This window comes from Caulobacter segnis (assembly GCF_023935105.1).
GTDB lineage: Bacteria > Pseudomonadota > Alphaproteobacteria > Caulobacterales > Caulobacteraceae > Caulobacter > Caulobacter segnis_B.
The window spans coordinates 637,727-653,408 of sequence record NZ_CP096040.1; the positions used below are offsets into that span (position 1 = coordinate 637,727).

Genomic DNA, 15,682 nt, shown 5'->3' on the forward strand with positions numbered 1-15,682 from the left:
ATCACTCCAGAGGGCGCCCGCCGAAGGCATCCTCGCGCCGAAGCGTGACCAGCTCAAGGCTCTAATGTTTCAGGCGGCGCCGGTTTGGCCAGGCGCAGGATCGCCAGGCCCACGAGGGCCGAGGCCAGCGAGCCGGCCAGCACGCCGATCTTGGTCTGATCGATCAGGCCGGGATCCCTGAAGGCCAGAACCCCGATGAACAGGCTCATGGTGAAGCCGACGCCGCACAGCACCGCCACGCCGTAGAGCTGGGCGAGCGAGGCGCCGCGCGGCAGGCGCGCCCAACCCAGCTTGATCAGGCCGAAGGCGACGGCGAAGACGCCCACCTGCTTGCCCAGGAACAGGCCCAGGGCCACGCCCAGCGGCGCGGGGGCCAGCAGGGCCGAAAGGCCCACGCCCGCGAACGACAGGCCGGCGTTGGCGAAGCCGAAGATGGGTGTCACGACGAAGGCGACAGGCTTGTGCAGCGCGTGCTCCAGCTTGTGCAGCGGACACCGGTCGCCCGGGCGCAGGGGAATGGTCAGGGCCAGGGCGACGCCGGCCAGGGTGGCGTGGATCCCCGACTTCAGCACCAGGACCCACAGGACCGCGCCCAGCAGCAGATAGGGCCACAGGACCAGCACCTTCAGCCGGTTCAGGGCGATCAGGACCAGCAGCATCGCGCCCGCGCCGGCGAGGGCCAGAAGGTGCAGCTGGGCGGTGTAGAAGAGGGCGATGATCACGATGGCCGCCAGGTCGTCCATGATGGCGATGGCGGTCAGGAACACCTTCAGCCCCGCCGGAACGCGCGGTCCCAGCAGGGCCAGCACCCCCAGAGCGAAGGCGATGTCGGTGGCCGAGGGAATCGCCCAGCCGGCGAGGCTGGCGGGATGGCCTGCGTTGAAGGCCAGATAGATCAGGGCCGGCGCCGCCACCCCGCCTAGCGCCGCCGCGCCGGGCAGCAGGACGTCGGCCGGGCGCGACAGCTGGCCGTCCAGGACCTCGCGCTTGATCTCCAGCCCCACCAGCAGGAAGAACAGGGCCATCAGCCCGTCATTGATCCAGTGCTGGACACCCGTCGGGCCGATCGGGGCATGGAGGGCGTGGAAATAGGCCTCGGCCAGGGGCGAGTTGGCGATGATCAGCGCCAGGGCCGCGGCCCCCATCAGCACATAGCCGCCGGCGGCCTCGTTCTGCAGGAAGTCGGCGAGGGCGCGCCGGGCGCGCAGGCTGATCGTCTTGAGGGCCATCTCAGAGGGTCCTTAGAAAGCGATGGGCGAAAAACAGGCCGACCAGGCCCAGGCCGCAGGCGACATAGGCCCCGATCGCCAGGAACTGGCCCCATTCGATATCGAGCCTGGCGAAGGACTTTACCAGCAACAGCGAGATGCTGCCGATATAGCCGAACGAGTCGGCGACATAGATCAGGAAGCCGGCCGTCCCGACCTTGCCGGTCGCGGCGATCATCCGGTCGAACAGCATGGCGTTGAACGGGGTATAGCCCATGTAGAGGCCGGCCCCGGCCAGGATCATCCACCAGACCGGCGCCAGCGCGCCAAGCTGGAACGCCAGGGTCGACGCCCCCAGCAGGACAAAGCCCAGGGCCACGAAGCCCAGATTGAACGCCACGGCCCGGCGGTTGTCCCTGACCCCCATCAGGGCGGCCAGGCCGACCAGCACGATGGCCGCCACCGGCAGCTCCGACAGGGTGAAGATCCCGGCGGCGTTCGGAAAGCCCAGCTCGGCCCAGATCTCGGCCGAGAAGTTGTCGCGGAAGTCGCGCAGCGCCGTCAGGATCACATAGACCGCGATCAGCAGGATCAGGGCCGGGGCGTGGGCGGCGAACAGGGCGACGCGGTCCTGACGGTTCATCGGCGCGCGCCGCACCCGCTCGGCCTCGTCGGCGGCGCTGGGCGGCGGCAGCTGCGAGAGGGCGACGACGGCGACCAGCATCAGCGGCGCGAAGACCAGCCCCGAGACCGCCGGCATCCAGCGTTCGTCGATGTTCGACAGCAGCAGCATCTTGCCGACCGACTTGGCCACGCCCGACGACAGGATGAAGCTGGCGCACAGCATGGCGCCCAGCACCTCGGTCAGGCGGCGGCCTTCCAGGAAGCCGAACACCAGGCCCCAGATCATGCCCAGGCACAGGCCGTTCAGGTACATCGCCATCGGCCCGATCACCGTCGGCAGCAGGCCGAACAGCAGCAGCGACATCTCGGCCCCAAAGATCAGGGTCAGGATGGCCATGGCCCGCCGGCCGGCCCGCATCTCGGAGATCACCTTGACCCCGATGAACTTGGCCGTGGCGTAGCCGGCGACCTGGGCGATGACGAGGGCGATCTTGAAGTCGAAGGCGAACGGCCAGCCGTCCGGATGGGCGAACGCCGCCGCCGTGAACGGCTTGCGATAGCCGAACATGGCGAAATAGACCGCGAACGCCGATAGCCCGCCATACAGCGCGAACAGCCAGGGCGGGGCGGTGGCCAGGAAGCGGCTCACCGCGCTTTGCCGGACGGTCGCATCGGCCGTTGGGGTCATGCCGTCGTCCACTCCCGTCTCGCCAGGCCTTCAGCTAGCCCGCTTCGGGCGAAATGGGAATCGAAGCCGGGGTCGACTTGCTGGATTGAAGGTCAGATTGAGCAACCTTCAGGTCGGCGATGTCGCGAAGGCAGCATAGGCGCGACGGTTTGTCGCAAGTTCAGAATATAATGGAGTTGTTGAGGTTTGGGGTTGATCTTCCGGGCCGATGCTGACGCCCTTCGACCAGGATATCGACGCTCTTCGGGCCAGCGAGGCGTTGTTCCGTCTTCTGGCGGAGCAGGCGGGCGACGTCATCAGCCGTCACCGACTGTCGGGCGAGATCGACTATGTTTCGCCGGCGGTCGAGCGTGTCCTGGGCTGGAAGGCGCAGGACTTGATCGGCCAGGTCGCTTCGGAGCTGCTCGATCCCGAGGACGCGACGCGGTTGCGCGCGGCCATGAGCAATCTGCTCTCCGGGGCGGCCGAGCAAAGCATCGAATACCGCGCGCGCGCCAAGGACGGGCGCCATGTCTGGGTCGAGGCGCATCTGCGGCTGGTCCGCGACGAGGCCGGCGCGCCCCGGGAGATCGTGGCCGTCACCCGCGACATCGACGCGCGGGTTCGCCTGGCGGAGGCGGCCCGCGAGACGCAGAGACGCGCGCTGCTGGCCGAGCAGGTCGCGGACGTCGCCTTCTGGCGCGTCGACCTGCGCACCAGCGCGGTGAGCGTGTCGCCCAAGTTCCTGGATATCTACGGACTGTCCCGGGGCGCGCGCCTCTCGCTGGCCGAGATCCTGCGCCACTTCGCGCCCGACACCCGCGCCCGGGTGCGCGCCGAGATCGCCGAGCATCTGCGCACCGGCACGCCGTCGCGCAACCGCATCGACCGGATCGTCCGTCCGGATGGCGAGATCCGTCATCTGCTCGGGAGCTTCGAGTTCGATCTCGATGGCGCGGGGGCTCCCGCCGTGATGTTCGGCACCCTGATCGACGTGAGCGATCTGGTTCAGGCGCGCGAGGCCCTGGCCCAGACCGAGTCGCGCTTTCGCGATCTGTCCACGGCGACGCGGGACATCGTGATCGAGGTGGACCGCAAGGGGCGCATCATCTTCATCAGCTCGGCGGTCGAGAAGGTGCTGGGCTATGGCGAGACCGAACTGATCGGCCACAAGGCCGCGCACCTGACCCATCCCGACGACCTTCCCGGACTGGTCCGCGGTTTCGGCGCCCTGATCGCCGATCCCACCATCGTTCCGCCGATCCTGGAAGCGCGCGCCCGGCACGCGGACGGTCGCTGGATCTGGCTGCAGGGGCGGCCTGTCGCCGACATGGCGGCCGGGCGGCTTCACGGCGTGCTGCGCGACATCACCGAGTGGAAGCAGGCCCAGGACGATCTGGCGGCCGAGCACGCCCGCGCCGAGGCGGCGCTGGAGGCCCGTTCGGCCTTCCTGGCCAATATGAGCCACGAGCTGCGCACGCCGCTCACGGCGGTGATCGGCTTCGCCGCCCTGGTCGTGGGCCTCGAGGATCTGCCCGACAAGGCCCGCGACTACGTCCAGCGCATCTCCACGGCCGGCAAGGCGCTGCTGTCGGTGATCAACGACGTGCTGGAGCTGGCCAAGCTGGAGAGCGGTCAGGTCGAGCCTCATCTGGCGCCGTGCGCGTTCACGCCGCTGGTCGAGGATACGATCAAGATGTTCGCGCTGGGCGCGGCCGAGAAGGGGCTGGACCTGCGGCTGCGGATGATCGAGCCGCCGCCGCGCGTCCTGACCATCGATCCAGACCGCGTTCGTCAGGTGCTGATCAACCTGATCGGCAACGCGATCCGCTACACCGACGCGGGCTCGGTGACGGTCGAGGTGGTCTGGCGCGAGGACTTCGAGGAACTGTTCGTGGCCGTGCGGGACACGGGTCTGGGCATAGACGCCGCGCACCAGGAGCAGCTGTTCAAGCGGTTCTCGCAGGTCGAGGCCTCGCGCTCGCGCTCACGCGGCGGCACGGGCCTCGGACTGGTCATCAGCAAGGGTCTGGTCGACGCCATGGGCGGTCGGATCGGCGTCGGCAGCCGGCCTGGCGAAGGCAGCGACTTCTGGTTCACGGTCCCGGCCACGATTCCGGCGCGCGACGCGCTGGCCACGGGCGCCGAGCCGGTCTTCGAGCCGGTGCGCGCCGGCGGCCGCATCCTGCTGGCCGACGACAACGCCCTGAACCGCGAGATGACCCGCGCGATCCTGGGCGTGTTCGACGCCGAGATCGTCGAGGCCAGGGACGGACGCGAGGCCGTGGAGGCCGCCCGTCGCGAGGTCTTCGAACTGATCCTGATGGATATCCGCATGCCGGGCATGGACGGGGTCGACGCCACGCGCGCCATCCGCGCCGAGCCGGGGCCGAACCAGAACGCCCCGATCCTGGCCTTTTCGGCCGACATGGACTTCCAGGCCTCCGACATCTTCGACGGCATGATCCGCAAGCCGGTCACGGCGGCCAAGCTGATCGAGGCGGTGGCGGGCGCGGCGCGGGTCGAACCCGCGGCGAGTCACGTCGCCAAGTGATCCGAAAGGCGGACGCCGCGACCGCCCAAACAAAAACGCCCCTCGCTGGGCGGGGGGCGTCTTCGGGTTCCGAACTCGAAAGAGATCGGCTTAGGCGGCCTTGACCAGCGACTTGGTCAGGATGCCGATGGCGGCTTCGCGGTCGATGCGCTCGATGGCGGCGACTTCGCGGGCCATGCGGTCCAGGGCCGATTCATACAGCTGGCGTTCCGAGTAGGACTGTTCCGGCTGGTTCTCGGCGCGGTGCAGGTCGCGGACCACCTCGGCGATCGAGATCAGGTCGCCCGAGTTGATCTTGGCTTCGTATTCCTGGGCGCGGCGCGACCACATGGTGCGCTTCACGCGAGCGCGGCCCTTCAGGGTGGTCAGGGCTTGATTGACGACATTGCCTTCCGCCAGCGGGCGCAGGCCGGCCGTCTTGGCCTTCTTGGTCGGGACGCGGAGCGTCATTTTTTCATGGTCGAAGGTGATGACGTAGACTTCGAGCGACATACCGGCCACTTCCTGGGTCTCGACCGCCTGAATGGTGCCAACGCCGTGCGCGGGGTAAACGACGTGATCGCTGACCGAGAATTCCAGACCGCTCTTGCTCATGTTCGTCCTCATCAATGCGGACCCATCGGGTCCGAACGCCGTGTTCTGTCCCAAACCAAAAGCGACAGGGTCCCGCTCCGCGGAATACTGGGTGCGGGGCCAAGCCTGTCAGGATTTGGAATAGATCTCTAAGACACCCTTCGCCTTCGATCGGGCGAGCCGGTTCATGACTTCAAGAAACGGCTTCTTCGACAAGACGGACCAGTCGCGAGAAGCCGCGACCGTCACGTCGTCAGGGACAATAGCATAAAATTCAGCCCAATGAAAGGGTTGCGTCCCGACATGCGGGATCGCGCCGCCAAGCTTTCACGGCTTGGTGGGGGCTGGAGCTTCAGAAATCGGAGTGGGGTATCAGGATCCCTTGCCGGGCTTTTCGCTGAAGTACTTCTCGAACTTGCCCGTCTCGCGCTCGAAGTCCTCGCGGTCGGCGGGCGGCTCGCCCTTGACCGTGATGTTCGGCCAGACCTTGGCGTAGTCGGCGTTGACGCGCAGCCACTTGCCGTCGGCCTCGTCCTCGGTGTCCGGCTTGATGGCGTCGACCGGGCATTCCGGTTCGCAGACGCCGCAGTCGATGCATTCGTCGGGATTGATGACGAGGAAGTTCTCGCCTTCGTAGAAGCAATCGACCGGACACACCTCCACGCAGTCCATGAACTTGCAGCGGACGCAGGCGTCGGTGACGATGTAGGTCATCGAAAACTCGAATGGTCGGACGGGTATCGGCGGGCGCGTTTTCGAAGCCTGAGCGCCGCTTGTCAATGCGGCTTACTCCCCTAGGGGCTCAGGAAATCTCAACGGGTGGCCAGACAGCGGTGGCTTTCTGCAACCCGCCCGAGGATCGCGCGGCGATGTCGCGCGACAACCCACCGTCTGGACGCGAACCCTTTCTTATCGAACGAACGTAATTATGCGGCCCTGGAAACTCCCAATAAAAACAAGGTCGGAAAGCCGACATTATGAAGACTGACGCCTTGGCTATCCCCTCCAGCGTGGAAGCCGATATCGCCCCGCGCGCCTTGGCCACGGCGCGCGCGCGGGCATTCGGCGCGTTCATTCGTGAAATTCCGTTTCCTGCCGCCCTTCTGGACCGGGACCTGACCCTGGTGGCCGTCAGCCGCGAATGGGCGGCGCAGGGCATCGCCGCCCGGCTTTCGATCGGCGACGACGCCGGCGCCAGCGGCTTGGTGGCGGCCGAGGACGCCGGCGTGCTGCTGGCCTGCGCCGAGGCGGGGGTCGCCTTCTCGCGCTATCTGCCGACCCACGGCGACGACGGCGTTGAGCGGGTCTGGCGCACTGAGTTCAGCGCCTGCCTGGAGGACGGCGAGCCCTATGCGGTGATGATCACCGCCCGCGACGTCACCGGTTACGCCGAGAGCGTGCTGCGCGCCGAGCGCGACCAGCAGCGCTTGAAGATGGCGCTGGAGCTCGACGACCTGCTGGTCCGCGAATACGACCTGCGCACCGGCGAGATCTATTTCTCGGGCACGGCCCCCGAACTGCAGAAATGGTGCGTGTTCCAGACCGACCCGCTGGAAATCGTCCATCCCGACGACCGCCAGCGCTGCGCCGACGCCGTGGCCGCCCGCAAGATCGGCGAGGCCCGCGTCTTCGAATTCCGGCTGAACCGCGACGACGGCGTCGAGACCTGGGTCCGCTCGGTCGGCAAGGTGTTCGTCGGCCAGGACGGCAAGCCCGAGAAGCTGGTCAACCTGTTCAAGGACATCACCGACCGCCGCCGTCACACCGAGGCGATCGAGACCCTGGCCTTCAAGGATCCGCTGACGGGCCTGCCCAACCGCGCCCTGTTCCAGCACCGCTTCCAGGAGGCGGTGACCGCATCCGAGACCCTGGGCGAGATGTTCGGCCTGATCATGATCGACGTCGATCACTTCAAGGACATCAACGACACCCTGGGCCACGACGCCGGCGACGCCCTGCTCAAGCGGCTGGCTGGCATGTTGCAGCATGCCTTCCGCAGCAACGACACCGTGGCGCGCCTGGGCGGCGACGAGTTCGCGGTGATCCTGCGCGGCTTGCATGGCGAGGCCGACATGATCCGGCCGATCGAGAAGTTGCAGGACCTGCTGAGCCGCCCCATCGAGCACGGCGGCCGCAGCTTCACGGCCAGCGCCAGCATCGGGGCGGCCCTGCACGGCGATCCGGACGCCGATCCGGCCCACATGATCAAGAACGCCGACATCGCCCTCTACCGGGCCAAGGCGGCGGGGCGGAACCGCAGCATCGTGTTCGAGCCGTCCATGCGGTCCGAGGTCGAGCGGCGGCTGGAGCTGCTGCGCGACGTCCGCGCGGCCCTGGCCCAGGACGAGTTTACCCTGTTCTACCAGCCGGTCGTCGACATCCGCGAAGGCAAGGTCGCCGGCTTCGAGGCCCTGATGCGCTGGGTCCACCCCGAGCAGGGCGTGCTGACCCCGACCAGCTTCATGCCCGCCTTCGAGGACCAGGACCTGTCGCTGAAGCTGGGCGACGTGGCGTTCGAGGCGGCGCTGCGCCAGATGCGGCAATGGCTGGACCAGGGCGTCGAGTTCGGTCGCGTGGCGGTCAATATCAGCTCGGCCCAGTTCCGCTCCGGCCGTCTGGCCGAGGAGATCCAGGAGCGTCTGGCCCGCTGGAACGTGCCTTGCCAGAGGCTGACCATCGAGGTCACCGAGAACGTCTATATGGGCTGGGGTTCGGACTTGGTCAGCGAGACGGTCCGGCGCCTGCACGAGGCCGGGGTGATGATCGCCCTGGACGACTTCGGCACCGGCTACGCCAGCCTGGCCAACCTGCGCCAATTCCCGATCGACCGCTTGAAGATCGACAAGTCCTTCGTCCAGAACACCGAGGACGAGGCCATCGTGAAGGCGGTCATCACCCTGGGCGCGTCCATGGGCATGAAGGTCGTCGCCGAGGGCGTCGAGGACGCCGAGCAACTGGCCGCCCTGGCCCACTACGGCTGCGACCAGATCCAGGGCTACCACTTCGGCCGGCCCATGCCGGCGGAGGCGGTCGCCGGGTTCCTGAAGGGGTTCAACGCTTAGCGCTCACCCTTAGTGGCCCGCCGCGCCGTGCATCGTGTAGCCTCGGGACATGACTCTGACGATGCGCGAAGTGGTCGGGTGGTCCCGCGGCCTGGTGGGGCGGTCCATCCTGGTGGTGGTGGCCATCGTTCTGATGCAGCTGACGGCCAGTGTCGTCTTCTACAGCGCCATCGATCGCCAGACCCTGCGCGAGGACCAGGCCCGTCGGATCGCCGAGCTGCTGGTCGTCGGCGAGCGCGTCGCCGGGCTGGCCCAGGCCGATTTCGACAAGGTGATGACCTCGCACTATCTGGAGGCCGAGGTCGTGGCCCTGCCCCCGGAGGGGCCGCCGGCCACGCGGGCGACGATGTCCGAAGCCGACGCCATCGTCGAATATGTCCGGCGCTGGGAGCCGGGCCTCGCCGAGCGACCGCTGCGCCTGTGGTCGGAAAGCCGTCCCGAGGGCCGCGACCTGGTCGGCGTCATGGGGCTGAAGGACGGCCGGTGGCTGACCTTCCGCTCGCGCAACTTCCCCAGGCCCTGGCCGATCGCCCTGCGCGCCGTGGCCACGACCCTGGTCTTCTCCCTGGCCTGCGTGGCGCTGGGCGCCTACGCCCTGCGCCAGCTGGGCGCGCCCCTGCGCCGCCTGACCGAGGCCTCGCGCCATGTCGGCGAGGCGCCGCCGTCGCCGATCGTGGTCCAAGGGCCCAACGACCTGGTCGAGCTGGGACGGGCCTTCAACGACATGCAGCGCCGGATCTCGGGGCTGATCGAGGACCAGGCTCGCGCCATGGAGGCGCTCAGCCACGACCTGCGCACCCCGCTGGCCCGGCTGACCCTGGCGGCGGACTATATCGAGCCGGAGGACATCAAGACTCTGGTCGCCGACAATGTCGGCGAGCTGGACGCGATGCTGCGGTCGCTATCGGACTGGCTGAGGGCCCAGCATTCGGCCAGCGCGCCCGAGACCGTCGACCTGCCCGCCCTGATCCAGGGCGTCGCGGCGCGCTGGCCGGAGGCGGTCCGCTACGAGCGCGGCAAGGCCCTGACCATCATCACCCATCGCCGCCCGCTGGAGCAGGCCCTGATCCGCCTCGTCGACAACGCCGTGCGGTTCGGCGGCCAGGCCAGGATCCGGCTGGCGGCCGACGGCCCCGACGGTCCGCTGATCGAGGTGCTGGACCAGGGGCCAGGCCTGACCGACGAGGCCATGGCCCGCATCTACGAGCCCTTCTTCCGGGGCGACGCCGCGCGGGCCCGCGACACCGGCGGCTTCGGCCTGGGCATCCCCACGGCCGAACGGCTGATCAAGCGGTTCGGCGGCAAGCTGGTGATCGGCAACCGCGACGGCGGCGGCGTCAGCGCCAGGATCTGGCCGCCGGTGGCGCGGGACGTCTAGCGCTTGACCTGCGCCTGTCGGATCTGGCCCTGGCTGACGATCCAGATCTGGTCCTTCCCCGTCCCGACGAAGAACGGCTGGCGGTAGAGCAGGCTGAGGAACACATGCGTCTCGACCGGGGTCGGCGAGACGATGTGGTTGACAAGCAAGCCCTCGGGCTTGGCGCCGGGCGGCAGTTGCGGCGGCTGAATGACCAGGCAGCTGGCCGACAGGGCGTCGCGGCGTTCCAGCGTCTTGCCATCCGCGCTGATCGTGTAGCGATAGTGGCCGCCCACCGGGATCGCGCCCGCGGCGGGACTGGGCGCCAGCAGCCAGACCAGCCAGCCATCGCCATCCGGATCCTTGACGATGGCGCTGTTGTAGCCCGCGCGGCACAGCGTCGGCGGCAGGTTGGCCATCGCCGTCTGGCGGGCGGCGAACATGGTCCGCTCCTCGGCGGTCAGGGCGCGGTCGGCCGGCTCGACGACCGGCCCGGCGCCCTGGCTGGTGACGTCCACGTCGTAGCCCGCCTCCAGCCCCTGGCCGAGGTCGCGCAGGAACCGGACCTTGGCGACCTTGCCGTCGTCCTCGACGAGCCAGCCCTTGACCCCGGCGGCGACCAGGTCCGGGACCTTGGCGCGCAGGGTGTCGGTGGCGCGCCAAGCCGAGAGGTCCTGGCGATAGAGCGCGATACCCATCTTCTGCAGATCGGGAAGTTCGAAGGCCCGGATGGGCGGCGGGGGTTCGGCGGCGCGCGCCGGATGCGCCAGGAACAAGGCCAGGCCCAACAGGACTGGCAGGCAACGCGATCCCATTCGCTTCTCCCCAAGTTCCACCTAGGGTAGCGCGTGGCGCGGCGGCGTCTAGCCCTCCACCGCCTCGTAGAGCCCGCGGGCTTCCGTCGCCGGACCCCGGCGCTCGCCGCAGTCCAGGACCCGCACGGCGATCAACCGTCCGGCCAGGCCGAACAGCAGCACGTCACCGGGTTTCACGGTCCGCGAGGGTTTGTCGATCCGGCTCTCGGCTCCCGACCGGGTCAGGCGGATGCGGCCCTCGTCGACGAACTTGGCCGCCAGCGAGCGGGTCTTGAAGAAGCGGGCGCGCCAGAGCCAGACGTCGGCCCTGACGGCCTCCCCATGGGTGTCGGTCATGACGCGACCTTCTGGACCGCCGGCTTGCGGCGGCGAGGCTTCTTGCGACGGGGCGGCGGCGGCTCGGTCAGCTTGGCCAGGGCGGCGAACGGGGAGTCCGGCCGCGCCTTGACCGGCTTCTGCTCCAGCTTGGCCGCGCCGCGCCGCTTCCAGACGATCGGCTGGTCCGGCTTGGCGCGGATGGCGGGGGTGTAGTCCAGGGCCCGCATCACGGCGGAGGCCTGGCTGGCGGTCCAGCCCAGCTTGTCCAGCGACGCCTCGGTCAGCACCACGCCGCCCGGCCGCTGCTCGGTGCGCAGCAAGGCGTCCAGGATCTCCAGCGCCTCGACCGGAACCGTGAAGCCGGCCACGGCGCGCAGGCCGCTGGCCGACAGCTCGCGGGCGCTGGGCTCGGGCGAGGGCAGGGGCTCCAGCGTGGTCAGCGCCCCGCGCCAGCCGCTGGGGTTAAGCGCCCGGGCGCAGGCGATGGCCTCGGCCTTGATCACGCCGGGGCAGTAGAGGCTGAACGCCCCGATCCGCACGCCCAGGCTTTTCAGCGTGCGCCGCTCGCCCTGGCTGAGCGCCTTCAGTTCGGGATCGACGGGACGCTTGTCCAGCACCCCGCCGGCTTCCAGCAGACGGTGGGAAATGCCGCGCGGCAGGCCCCTCAGCTCGCCGCCGGCCAGGGCCCGTTCCAGCTTGCGCAGCGGGGCCAGGCAGCGGTCGACCTCGCCGGCCAGGAAGGCGTCGAGGCGCCGTTCGGCCCGCTCGCGGGCGGCGGCGGGGCCCAGCTCGCCCAGCAGGCGGGCGCGCGGCGACAGCAGGGGAGGTCGCGGCGCACCGCGCCGGCCGCCTCGCCGCGCCACAGGATCACCCCGTCCGGCGTCAGGGTGAAGGCGTCGTCGGCCTCGCTGGCCAGCGTTCCCAGGCGGCGGGCGATCTCGGGCCCGACCGCGCGCTGGGCTGCGTTGCGCAGGGCCTTCTCCTCCAGCGGCGAGGCGGCCTTGACCGGGGTGAAGGCCACGCCCGACAGGTGACCGACCACATGGCCCTCGACCGTCACCTCGCCGTCCTGGCCGACGCCGGCATAGAGGGTCTCGCGCTCGCCCAGCTGCTTCATCAGTACGCTGGTGCGGCGGTCGATGAACCGGGCCATCAGCTTCTCGTGCAGGGTGTCGCTGATCCGGTCCTCCAGCTGGCGGGTCAGGCCTTGCCAGTGGGCCGGATTGGCCACCCAGTCGGGACGGTTGGCGATGTAGCTGAGCGTACGCACCCCCGAGAGCCGCGCCGCCAGGCTGTCGATCTCGCCGTCCACGCGGTCCAGCGCCTTGTACTGGCTGTTGATCCAGTCCTCGGGCAGGCGCTTGCGGCCGGTGGTCAGGTCGCCGAACAGGGTGCGCGCCATGCGCTGGTGGTCGTCGTCGGTGGTCTTGCGGAAGTCGGGCGTCTGGCAGACGTCCCACAGCCGCAGTAGGGCCGAGCGGTCGGTCTTGCAGCGGGCGATGACCTCGTCCTGCTTGGCCAGGGCCCGCAAGGTGCGCTCGTCCAGCGCCTCCTGCGACAGCGAGAGGCCATTGCGTTTCGGCGTCTCGTTCAGCGAGCGCAGCAGACCCGGCAATGAGCCGAAATCCAGGCGGGCGTTTCGCCACTCGGCCTGGGTGATCGGCTCGAAGGTGTGGCTCTCCACGGCCTCGACCAGGTCCTCGTCGATCTCCTCGCAGTCGCCGGTGACGCCGAAAGTGCCGTCGCGGGTGTAGCGGCCCGCCCGGCCGGCGATCTGGCCGACTTCCTGCGGGTGCAGCCAGCGGGTGCGCTTGCCGTCGAACTTGCGCAGGCCCGCGAAGGCCACGTGGTCGACGTCCATGTTCAGGCCCATGCCGATGGCGTCGGTAGCCACCAGGAAGTCGACCTCGCCGGACTGATACAGAGCCACCTGGGCGTTGCGGGTGCGGGGGCTGAGCGAGCCCATGACCACGGCAGCCCCGCCCCTTTGCCGGCGGATCAGCTCGGCGATGGCGTAGACCGCGTCGGTGGAGAAGGCGACGATCGCCGTGCGCCGGGGCAGGCGGGTCAGCTTCTTGGAGCCGGCGTAGGACAGGTTGCTGAACCGCTCGCGCCCGACGATCTCGGCGTCCGGCAGCAGGCGGCGGACCAGGTGCGCCATGGTCCCGGCGCCCAGGAACATGGTCTCGAACTTGCCGCGGGCATGCAGCAGGCGGTGGGTGAAGATGTGGCCGCGCTCGGGATCGGCGCACAGCTGGATCTCGTCGACGGCCAGGAAGTCGACCTCGCGGGCCAGCGGCATGGCCTCGACCGTGCAGACGAAATAGGCCGCGCGCGGCGGGACGATCTTTTCCTCGCCGGTGATGAGAGCGACGCTGGCCTTGCCGCGCAGCTTGACGATCCGGTCGTAGATCTCGCGCGCCAGGAGGCGCAGCGGCAGGCCGATCATCCCCGAGGCGTGGCCCAGCATGCGTTCGACGGCCAGGTGGGTCTTGCCGGTGTTGGTAGGCCCCAGGACCGCGGTCAGCTTCGAAGGGGCCAGGCCGGTCGAACGGTCACTCATGGAGTCAAGGTGGGGCGGGAATCGACCCGGGGCAAGACGGCGGGGTCAACGCCGCGATACGCGCGCCCGGCCTATCGAGGTCGACGCCCAGACCACCAGCGCCGTCGACAGCAGCACGCCGGTCATCAGCGCGCCGACGGCCAGGATGCCGACCGGCGTGACGCGCACCTCGGCCCGGGCGCTGAACGGGCCGGCCTTGAACTCGGCGAGCGCCGTCTGCGGATCGCGATCCAGAAGCGGGTCGTCGTACATGGGACCTCCTTGTCTACTTCTCGAACACCACCTTGCCGTCGACGATCGTCAACACCGGCTGGGCGGTGAGAATGGCCTTGGGCTCGACGGTCATCAGGTCCTTGTCGAAGGCGGTCATGTCGGCCTTCTTGCCGGCTTCCAGCGTGCCCAGCTCCTTCTCGCGGAACACGGCGTAGGCCGGGGCCAGGGTCAGCATCCGCAGCGCCTCGGCGCGGGTGACGGCCTCCTCCAGATGCCAGTCTTCGTTGGCGAAGCCGTCCAGCCCGTGGCGATAGACGGCGGCGTAGAACTCGATGCGCGGGTCGCCGACCTCGACCGGGGCGTCCGAGCCGGCGGCCACCACGACGCCGGCGGTCAGGAAGTCCTTCCAGCGATAGCCTTCGTGCAGGCGATCCTTGCCCAGGCGCGCCGGGGCGAAATAGAGGTCGCCGATCGCGTGGCTGGGCTGCATCGAGGCGATGACGCCCAGCCTGGCGAAGCGCGGCACGTCGGTGTCGGCGACGATCTGAGCGTGTTCGATCCGCCAGCGGGCGGTCGTGTCGCCGGCCAGGCTCTGCTCGAACCAGTCGAGCGTCATGCGGTTGCCGCGGTCGCCGATGGCGTGCATGGCCACCTGGGCGCCGACGGTCTTGGCCTGCTTCATCAGCGTCAGGCCCTGTTCGCGCTGGGTCAGCTGCAGGCCCAGCCCCTCGGCGTCGCTGTAGGGCTCCAGCAGGGCCGCGCCGCGCGAGCCCAGGGCGCCGTCCATGTAGAGTTTGATCCCGCGCACCCGGATAAGGCCGGTCTTGTCCTCGAAAGGCCCCATCGACAGGATCAGACCGGCGCTGGCCGGGTCCATGTAGTTGTCGACGCGCAGGCGGAACTTGCCCTCGCCCGCCAAGGCGGCCAGCAGGGCGTGGTCCTCGATCTCGACGCTCATATTGTCCAGGCCCGTCCAGCCGCGCGCGGCGTAGAGCTGGCCGGCCGTCTCGAGGGCCTTGCGCTTGAGCGCCCTGTCGGGCGGCGGGATGACGTCCTTCACCAGGGCCTGGGCGTGGTCGATCAGCATGCCGTCGGGCTGGCCGTCGGGACCCTTGAGGATCTGGCCGCCGGCCGGGGTGGCGGTCGCGGCGGTGATCCCGGCCTTGGCCAGGGCGGCGGTCGAGGCGACGCTGGCGTGGCCGTCCGAGCGGCCCAGCACGACGATCCGACCAGGCGCGGCGGCGTCCAGGTCGGCCCGGGTCGGGAAGCGCTTCTCGGGCCAGTGGGTCTCGATCCAGCCCCGGCCGTAGATCGCGCCTTCTGGATGGGCGACGGCGTAGGCCTTCACCGTCGCAACCAGCTCGGCGACGGACTGGACCTTGTCCAGGTTCAGGGTCAGCTCGCGCAGGCCGATGCCGGTCAGGTGGGCGTGGGCGTCGACGAAGCCCGGATAGGCGGCCGCGCCCTTCAGGTCGAGGTCGCGGACGTCCTTGGCGGCCTTGGCGCGGGCGGTCGCCAGCGGCCCGACGAACAGGATCCTGTCGTCGCGGATCAACACCGCCTCGGCGGTCGGGGTGGCGTCGACGCCGGTATGGATCGGGCCGCCGTGGATCAGGATGTCGCCGGCGTGCGCGGCGGCGAAGGGGGCGCCGGCCATAAGGGCGGTCCAGGCGGCGATCGTGGCAAAGCGGCGCAAAGGAGCATCTCCGGAGAGCAAGTTCCGGAAAT

Annotated in this window: 11 protein-coding genes and 1 pseudogene; 3 read left to right on the forward strand and 9 right to left on the reverse strand. The window is 69.4% G+C overall.

Annotation, left to right across the window (positions count from 1 at the left end; all coding sequences use genetic code 11):
- Nucleotides 1-53 precede the first annotated feature (53 nt).
- A complete protein-coding gene (gene nhaA / locus MZV50_RS03165) occupies nt 54-1,229 on the reverse strand; it encodes a Na+/H+ antiporter NhaA (protein ID WP_252632973.1) in 1,176 nt (391 codons plus the stop codon).
- 1 nt (nt 1,230) lies between these two features.
- On the reverse strand, nt 1,231-2,520 hold the full coding sequence (locus MZV50_RS03170) for a DUF5690 family protein (protein WP_252632974.1): 1,290 nt from the start codon (nt 2,518-2,520) through the stop codon (nt 1,231-1,233).
- Between the two features lie 208 nt (nt 2,521-2,728).
- On the opposite strand from MZV50_RS03170, the gene MZV50_RS03175 reads away from it, so the two are divergent.
- Nucleotides 2,729-5,053, forward strand: a complete 2,325-nt coding sequence (locus MZV50_RS03175) for a PAS domain S-box protein (RefSeq protein WP_252632975.1) — start codon at nt 2,729-2,731, stop codon at nt 5,051-5,053.
- A gap of 90 nt (nt 5,054-5,143) precedes the next feature.
- Here MZV50_RS03175 and MZV50_RS03180 read toward each other — a convergent pair whose 3' ends face one another.
- Nucleotides 5,144-5,647, reverse strand: coding sequence for a CarD family transcriptional regulator (locus MZV50_RS03180; RefSeq protein ID WP_047408402.1), 504 nt, complete (start codon nt 5,645-5,647; stop codon nt 5,144-5,146).
- Between the two features lie 351 nt (nt 5,648-5,998).
- Nucleotides 5,999-6,340 (reverse strand): ferredoxin FdxA, encoded by a 342-nt coding sequence (gene fdxA, locus MZV50_RS03185; RefSeq protein WP_223391831.1) that lies wholly within the window; start codon nt 6,338-6,340, stop codon nt 5,999-6,001.
- A 263-nt stretch (nt 6,341-6,603) separates the two neighbouring features.
- Here fdxA and MZV50_RS03190 point away from each other — a divergent pair, with 263 nt between their 5' ends.
- Nucleotides 6,604-8,688, forward strand: a complete 2,085-nt coding sequence (locus tag MZV50_RS03190; protein WP_252632976.1) for a putative bifunctional diguanylate cyclase/phosphodiesterase — start codon at nt 6,604-6,606, stop codon at nt 8,686-8,688.
- A 49-nt stretch (nt 8,689-8,737) separates the two neighbouring features.
- Entirely contained in the window at nt 8,738-10,066 is a 1,329-nt protein-coding gene (locus tag MZV50_RS03195; protein ID WP_252632977.1) for an ATP-binding protein, read from the forward strand.
- On the opposite strand, the gene MZV50_RS03200 is transcribed toward MZV50_RS03195, so the two are convergent.
- From MZV50_RS03200 to MZV50_RS03220, 5 genes and pseudogenes are all read right to left on the reverse strand, one after another.
- Entirely contained in the window at nt 10,063-10,860 is a 798-nt protein-coding gene (locus tag MZV50_RS03200; protein ID WP_252632978.1) for a hypothetical protein, read from the reverse strand. The genes MZV50_RS03195 and MZV50_RS03200 overlap by 4 nt on opposite strands.
- Nucleotides 10,861-10,908: 48 nt before the next feature.
- Nucleotides 10,909-11,196: an RNA-binding S4 domain-containing protein gene (locus MZV50_RS03205; RefSeq protein WP_252632979.1), complete on the reverse strand. Its 288-nt coding sequence runs from the start codon at nt 11,194-11,196 to the stop codon at nt 10,909-10,911.
- Nucleotides 11,193-13,741, reverse strand: a pseudogene (locus tag MZV50_RS03210) (helicase-related protein). The gene MZV50_RS03205 and the pseudogene MZV50_RS03210 overlap by 4 nt, the downstream one beginning before the upstream one ends.
- Before the next feature lie 45 nt (nt 13,742-13,786).
- Nucleotides 13,787-13,993 carry a hypothetical protein gene (locus MZV50_RS03215; RefSeq protein ID WP_252632980.1) on the reverse strand — a complete coding sequence of 69 codons (207 nt, stop codon included), beginning with the start codon at nt 13,991-13,993 and terminating at the stop codon, nt 13,787-13,789.
- Nucleotides 13,994-14,006: 13 nt separating this feature from the next.
- A complete protein-coding gene (locus MZV50_RS03220; protein ID WP_252635160.1) occupies nt 14,007-15,611 on the reverse strand; it encodes an amidohydrolase in 1,605 nt (534 codons plus the stop codon).
- Between the last annotated feature and the right edge of the window lie 71 nt (nt 15,612-15,682).